The sequence below is a fragment of the Nocardioides sp. genome (genome assembly GCF_035503875.1).
GTDB lineage: Bacteria > Actinomycetota > Actinomycetes > Propionibacteriales > Nocardioidaceae > Nocardioides.
The window spans coordinates 1-6842 of record NZ_DATJTA010000106.1 but is presented as its reverse complement, the minus strand read 5'-3'; the positions used below and the strand labels follow the sequence as shown (position 1 = coordinate 6842).

The following is a 6842-nucleotide window of genomic DNA, read 5'->3' as shown; positions in this document are numbered from 1 at the left end:
ACGCATCAACGAACTCTTCGGCGACACCCTCCGCGACCCCGAATCCACCCTCCGCATGACCCTCGTCCTCAAATCCAGCGTCCCCCTCTGGAAAGCCGGCGACCACACCGACTTCGACCTCTTCCACCAACGCACCACGCTCGTCGAGTAGCCCGCCGAGTCGGCAGAACTTGCCGACACAACCACCCCACCCGTCCACAAGAACCGCCGACTCGACACGCAACTACTGCCGACTCGACGTACATCCCGCGCAGACGACGAAGACCCCCGCAGCCGGATCGGCTGCGGGGGTCTTGCGGGCTGGAGCGTCAGCGGTTGCCGGAGCGCTTCACGAAGCGGCCGCGGGCGTCGCCGACGACGTTGCCGTCGCGGAGGACGGCGCCACCGCGGAGGTAGGTGTCGGTGACCTTGGCGGTCAGCTCGAAGCCCTCGAAGGGGGTGTACTCCTGCGTGGACAGCGAGTCCTCGGCGCGCACCTGGTAGCTGACCTCGTCGTCGACCAGGCAGAAGTCGGCGTCCTTGCCGACGGCCAGGTCACCCTTCTGCGAGAGGCCGAACCGCTCGGCGGGGTTCTTGGCGGTCAGGTCGGCGATGGCGCCGTACGACAGGCCGCGGCGGCGGCCCTCGGTGATCAGGCCGGGCAGCAGGTACTCGGTGCCGCCGAAGCCGGACTTGGCCAGGAAGACGTCGTCCTTCGGCTCGCCGAACTTGGTCTCCTCCTTGCAGCAGGCGTGGTCGGAGGTGACCCAGGAGAAGTTGCCGGCGAGCACGTGCTCCCACAGCGCGTCGACGTCCTCGGGGGAGCGCAGCGGCGGGTTCACCTTGCCGCCGAGGTTCGCGGTGTTGTAGTTCGCGACCAGGTGGCCGACGGTGACCTCGCGGCGGAAGTTGATGTGCGGGAACGTCGCCTGCATCATCATCGCGGCCTCGATGGCCTTGCGCGAGGTGAGGTGCAGCAGGTTGATGTTCGGCAGCTCGGTCTCGTGCGCGAGGTACGACGCGATGGTGATCGCCAGACCCTCGGAGTGCGGCGGCCGCGAGGCGCTGTAGGCCTCCAGGCCGGTGAGCTTGCCCTCCTTCTCGACGAGCTTGGTGTAGGCCCGCATGATCTCGGCCGTCTCGCAGTGCAGCGACAGCGAGATCGCGTCGCGGTCGGCGGCGAAGCGCTCGTCCTCACGGGCCTTCTGGATGCCCCGCATGACGAACTCGAAGTGCGCGATGTCGTACGACTGGTCCTCGGGCAGCATCAGGAACGAGCCCTGGTCCGCCGAGCGGCCGTGCAGGCCGTGGGCGCCGTAGAACATGAAGATCTTGAACGAGGGCACGCCGTGCTCCTCGATCATCATCGGGATCTCGTCGATGTGCTCCTCGAGGATGGGAGCGACGTGGAAGGCGTAGTCCATGTACGCGCGGCCGTCGGTCGCCGAGAGGATCTCCGGGAAGATCTCGCGGTACGGGCCGGTCCGGTTCAGGTAGTACGCACCGGTCCGGATGTAGGTGATGCCGGACGTCACGCCGCCCTGCACCGAGGCCTTGCTCTCGGTCTCGGCGTCCTCGCCGAGCTCGTTGTAGATGCCCCAGTGCTGGTGGACGTCGACCACGCCGGGGAAGAGGTGCTTGCCGCCGGCGTCGACGACCTCGTCGGCGGTCGCCGGGTCGAGGTGGGGCTCGAACGCGGTGAAGACCCCGTCCTTGACGGCGACGTCGAGCCGCTCCGGCTCGTGCCCCGGGCGGACGACGCGGGCGTTCGTGATGATCAGGTCGTGCTGGGCCATGGGGCTCACCCTTCGCTCGTGGTGTCGTTGGTGGTGTGCGGGTCCACCGTCGTCAGCGGCGCGAGTACGGCGCCGACGTCGGGGCAGGTCTCCAGCTCGGCGCACGCCCGGGCCAGGTCCTCGACCTGGCTCTCGGCGAGCGTCCGGCCGGCGTTGGCGCGGAACTTGGAGGTCAGCTCCTCGAAGGACAGCGGGCGCTGCGGTCCGCCGCGGGTCGTGAGGACCTCCTCGACCAGCTCGGTGCCGTCGGTCAGACGGGCGGTGAGCACGGCGGGGAACTGCGTCGGGAAGATCGCGGTGCACCGCTCGTCGGGCACCACGTCGACCTTGGCCATCAGGGCGCGACGCTGCGGGTCCTGCGCCAGCTCGTCGGTGTAGTCCTCGACGCCGGCGCCGAGACCGGAGCCGCCGAGCAGGCCGACGGCGACGGCGTACGGTCCGCTGAACTGGGCCATGTAGCCGGTCTCCGGGGTCCGCTTGACCTCGATCGGCTCGCCGATGGTGCGCAGGTTGGGGGCGGGTACGCCGAGGGTCAGCCGCTCGACCCGGTCCGGCGTGACGCCCTGCTCCCGTAGTCGCGCGGCCGCGTCGACGGCGGCGTGCGTGAAGTGGTTCGCCGGGTAGGGCTTGAAGAAGATGTCGGGCACGGCCCAGGTCTCCCCCAGCCCGTCGGAGATGGCGCTCGCGTCGAACTCGCCGTGCAGCCAGGCCTGGTAGAAGCCGAAGCGGCCCTCCAGGACGGTGGGCGGACCGGTGAGGCCGAAGGCGACCAGCTCGGCGGCCGAGACGGCGGCGTGGGCGGCCCAGCCGCAGTGCATCCGCTTGACGGTGCCACCGGTGCGGTTGGCCTCGATGATGCCGGAGGCCATCGACGCGGTGACGCCGAGCCCGTCGACGACGGCCTTCGCGTCGCCCTTCATCAGCACGGTGGCGGCGACGACGCCGCCCATCGCGCCGCAGATCGAGGTGGCGTGCTGGCCGTGCTCGAAGAAGGTGGAGTTCTTGGCGGCCTCGTCGTACCCGGCCATGCCGAGGCGGACGCAGGTCTCCAGGCCGAGGGCGATCGCGCGGACCAGCTCGGCCCCGCTCGCGCCCTCGCGCTCGGCGACGGCCAGGGCGACCGGGACGACGGTGGCGCTCGGGTGCAGGACCGACGGCAGGTGGGTGTCGTCGTAGTCGAGCGAGTGCGCGAGCACGCCGTTGACGAACGCCGACAGCGCCGCCGGGAGCCGCTCGGGTACGCCGACCGCGGACGCGACCGGCCGGCCACCCTGCGAGCTGGCCCAGGCGCGCGCGGCGCGGCTGGTCTCGAGGGGGGCGGCGGCGACCGCGATGCCGACGGTGTCCAGGACCCGCTTGCGGACGCTGTCGACGACCGCCTCGGGCAGGTCGTCGAAGCTCGTGCCCGCGGCGAACTCGCCGAGCTGCTGGGCCAGGGTCAGGTCGCTCATGCGCCCGCCCCCGTCCCGGCGGCCGAGCGCAGGGCCAGCGGCCGCGTGGGCGAGCCGGTGGCGCCGAAGATGTTGAGCGGGACCAGCACGAAGGTGAACTCGCTCCACCCCTGCGCGGCCAGGCCCTCCAGGTCGAGCGCCTCGATGATGTAGATGCCGTGCTCGACCAGCAGCACGCGGTGCGCGGGCAGCAGGCCGTGACCGGCCCCGGGCGCCAGGCGCTCGAAGGCGATCGTGTCGGCACCGGCCGCGTGCACGCCGCGCTCGGCGAGCCAGACCGCGCCCGCCTCGCTGACGCCGGGGACGCCCGTCGGGCCCCCGACGTACGGCGCACCCTCGGCGAAGCGCGCGCCCCAGCCGCTGCGGATCAGGACGACGTCGCCCTGGCCGACCGTGACGCCCTGCCGCTCGGCGGTGGCCTCCAGGTCGGCGACGGTGATCTCGTAGCCGCCCTCGCAGTGCGGTACGCCGAGGTGCCCGGCCACGTCGAGCAGCACGCCACGACGGATCATCGGCTCGATCGTGTGGGCGCCCAGCTGCTCGTACTTGCCGCCGACGCCGGCCTCAGCGGCGTCGATCCCGCCGAAGAGCTTGCCCTGGAAGGAGACGTGCGAGAGCGCGTCGATGTGGGTGCCGACGTGGGTGCCGGTGCTGATCATGTCGTTGGCGGCGCTGCTGCCGTCCGAGCGCACCATGTCGCCGTGGCGGCGCGGCAGGCTGTGCCAGAAGTGCGGGTGGTTCGGCGACTGGGGCATGCCCACCCGCAGCTGGCGGCCCAGGTCGACCATGTCGACCCCGCCTCGCACGATGTCGAGCAGGGCATCGGTTGCCACAGGGGCGGTCATCGCAGGATCTCCTCGTCCTTCAGGTTGCTGATCTCCTCGGCGCTGTAGCCGAGCTCGCGGAGCACCTCGTCGGTGTCCTGGCCGATGGCACGGCCGGTGAAGCGGATCCGGCCCGGCGACTCGCTCATCCGCCACATCACGTTGTGCTGGAGGATCGGGCCGAGGTCGTCGTCCTCGACCTCGACGAGCATCTTCGTCTCGCGGATGTGCGGGTCCTCGGTGATGTCGCGGGCGTCGTACACCGCACCGATCGCGGCGCCGGCCTCGGTGAAGGCGTCCAGCACCGTCTCGCGGTCGCGGGCGGCGATCCAGCTGCCGACGTGGTCGTCGAGCAGGTCGACGTGCTCGGCGCGGCCGGCCCCGGTGGCGAACCACGGCTCGTCGATCACCTCGGGGTGGCCCACGAGCTCCATGACGCGCTCGGCGATGCGCTGGGCGCTGGTGGAGATCGCGACCCATTTGTCGTCGGAGGTGCGGTAGGTGTTGCGCGGCGCGTTGTTGGTCGAGCGGTTGCCGTGGCGCTGCGGGATCTCGCCGAGCTGCTGGTAGACCGTCGGGCCGGGGCCGACCGCGGTCATGATCGGCTCCAGGATGCTCAGGTCCACGACCTGGCCCTTCCCGGTCAGGTCGCGGTGGCGCAGCGCCATCATCACCGCGGACGACGCCGCGATGCCGCAGATGCTGTCGGCGAGGCCGAACGCGGGCAGGGTCGGCGGTCCGTCGGCCTCACCGGTGGCGGCGGCGAAGCCGCTCATCGCCTCGGCGAGGGTGCCGAAGCCGGCGCGGCTGCTGTACGGCCCGGTCTGGCCGAAGCCGGTGAGCCGGACGATCACCAGGCCCGGGTTCAGCTCGAGCAGCACGTCGGGACCCAGACCCCAGCGCTCGAGGGTGCCGGGACGGAAGTTCTCGACGAGGACGTCGGCGGTGGCGGCCAGCCGGCGGAGCACCTCGCCGCCCTTCGGCGCCTTGAGGTCCAGGGCGACCGTCCGCTTGTTGCGGCTGATCTCCTTCCACCACAGCGGGACGCCGTCCTTGCTGCGACCGTGGCCCCGCATGTTGTCGCCGGCCTTGGGGTGCTCGATCTTCACGACGTCGGCGCCGTAGTCGCCGAGGATCTGGCAGCACAGCGGCCCGGCCAGGATCGTGGAGACGTCGAGGACCCGAAGTCCCTCGAGGGGCGCGGGAGCGTTGGTCACATTGACTCCGTTTCGCTAGGAGAAACGCTCGAACGGTCCCTCACTGTATCCGGAACGTCGCCCCACGGGAAGCATGACCTCGGTGTGACCTTGTCACGGCTGCCCTGCCGCCTTGTTCCGCTGCCACAGCAGTCGTACCGTGACGACATGACCGACCCCGAGTCGTTTCCCCTACCGGAACGCACGGCGAACGCCATCGCCGCGCTGGTCCACGAGGTCGGCGTGCCGTACGACGAGCTGCCCGCCGCGGTCCGCGCGCGGATCCCGGTCGTGCTGACCGATCTCGTCGGCGTGACGCTGGCCGGGATGCGGACCCCGGAGCTGCAGGCGCTGGTCGCGGCCTGGCCGCTGCCGCCCGGCCCGCATCCTCTGCCGGGCACCGGTCACCGGACCACCCCCGAGACGGCCGCCCTGCTCGCCGCCACGGCGGCCTGCTCCCAGGAGCTGGACGAGGGCAACAAGCACGCGGCCGGCCACCCGGCGGCCCACGTGGTCTTCGCGGCGATCGCCGCGGCCCAGCAGTCGTCGGTCCCGGTCGACGGGCCGCGCTTCCTGGCCGCGGTGGCAGGCGGCTACGAGGTCGCGGCCCGGTTCGGCCGCGCCGTACGACGTGGCCCGGCCTGGCACCCGCACGGGCACTGGGGCGCGACCGGGGCGGCGTACGCTGCGGCGACCCTGCTCGGTGCGACACCCGCGCAGGTGGAGGCGGCGGTCGACGCGGCGACCGGCCTGATGACCGTGGCGCCATGGGACACGGTGCTCGCAGGTGACCCGACCCGCAACCTGTGGATGGGCCAGGCGAACCTGGCCGGGCTCTCGGCCGCACACCTCGCGCGGGCCGGTCTCGTCGCCAACCGCGGCGGGGCCGCGGCCGCGCTCGGGCTGGTCGGCGAGCTCGACCCCGACCTGCTCGTCGACGGGCTCGGCACCCGCTGGCTCGCGGCGGAGGGCTACCTCAAGCAGCACGCGGCGTGCTCGTTCACCCACGCCGCGATCGACCTGGTGCTGTCACTCCGCGCCGCCGGTCGGTGGGCGCCGGACGACGTCGCGTCCGTCCGGGTCGGCATCCACTCGCTCGCCGCCCCGCTCCTCGGGCGTCACCCGGAGAGCCGGCTGGCAGCGATGTTCTCGCTGCCGTTCGCCGTGGCCTCGGCCGCGGTCAACGGCGCGGTCACGCCCGCGACCATGGAGCCGGGCACGGCGGAGTTCGCGGCCGCCGACGAGTTCGCCGGGCGGGTGACGGTCGACCTGCTCGACGAGCTCGACGCGCACCTGCCGGACCGCCGGGTCTGCGAGGTCGCCGTGACACTCCGCGACGGTACGACGCTCGCCCTCGCGCAGCCGGACCCGATCGGCGACACCGCGCACTTCCCGCTCGACGACGCGGCCCTGGTCGCGAAGCTGGACGGCCTGCTGGCGCCCGGGGACGGCGACCGGCTGCTGGCCGCCGTACGCGGGCTGGCCGGGGAGAACGACGTGGTCGCCGCGCTGGACGGGGTCTGGAGATAGCAGCGGCGGGGTAGTCCGTCACACCAGGGGGTCATTCGAGCCGGAAGGCCCCCCTGGTGTGACGGA

General features: G+C 72.2%; 5 protein-coding genes. 1 reads left to right on the top strand and 4 read right to left on the bottom strand.

Features of this window, described 5'->3' with window-relative positions; translation table 11 throughout:
* Positions 1–308: 308 nt before the first annotated feature.
* The 4 genes from VMF51_RS25635 to VMF51_RS25620 are packed head-to-tail and all read right to left on the bottom strand — an operon-like array spanning position 309 to position 5267.
* Positions 309–1775: a dihydroorotase family protein gene (locus VMF51_RS25635; RefSeq protein ID WP_325477332.1), complete on the bottom strand. Its 1467-nt coding sequence runs from the start codon at positions 1773–1775 to the stop codon at positions 309–311.
* 5 nt (positions 1776–1780) lie between these two features.
* Positions 1781–3226, bottom strand: coding sequence for an MmgE/PrpD family protein (locus VMF51_RS25630; protein WP_325477331.1), 1446 nt, complete (start codon positions 3224–3226; stop codon positions 1781–1783).
* Positions 3223–4071, bottom strand: coding sequence for a cyclase family protein (locus tag VMF51_RS25625; protein ID WP_325477330.1), 849 nt, complete (start codon positions 4069–4071; stop codon positions 3223–3225). The genes VMF51_RS25630 and VMF51_RS25625 overlap by 4 nt, the downstream gene beginning before the upstream one ends.
* On the bottom strand, positions 4068–5267 hold the full coding sequence (locus VMF51_RS25620) for a CoA transferase (protein ID WP_325477329.1): 1200 nt from the start codon (positions 5265–5267) through the stop codon (positions 4068–4070). The genes VMF51_RS25625 and VMF51_RS25620 overlap by 4 nt, the downstream gene beginning before the upstream one ends.
* A gap of 147 nt (positions 5268–5414) precedes the next feature.
* Between VMF51_RS25620 and VMF51_RS25615 the strand changes: the two genes are divergently transcribed.
* Complete coding sequence (locus VMF51_RS25615; protein WP_325477328.1) at positions 5415–6776, top strand: MmgE/PrpD family protein; 1362 nt, start codon at positions 5415–5417, stop codon at positions 6774–6776.
* Positions 6777–6842: the final 66 nt, after the last annotated feature.

Bases quoted from the DNA above. Each gene is read 5' to 3' on its own strand.
- VMF51_RS25635 (WP_325477332.1), bottom strand. From the start codon at position 1,775: ATGGCCCAGCACGACCTGATCATCACGAACGCCCGCGTCGTCCGCCCG.
- VMF51_RS25615 (WP_325477328.1), top strand. From the start codon at position 5,415: ATGACCGACCCCGAGTCGTTTCCCCTACCGGAACGCACGGCGAACGCC.
- VMF51_RS25630 (WP_325477331.1), bottom strand. From the start codon at position 3,226: ATGAGCGACCTGACCCTGGCCCAGCAGCTCGGCGAGTTCGCCGCGGGC.
- VMF51_RS25625 (WP_325477330.1), bottom strand. From the start codon at position 4,071: ATGACCGCCCCTGTGGCAACCGATGCCCTGCTCGACATCGTGCGAGGC.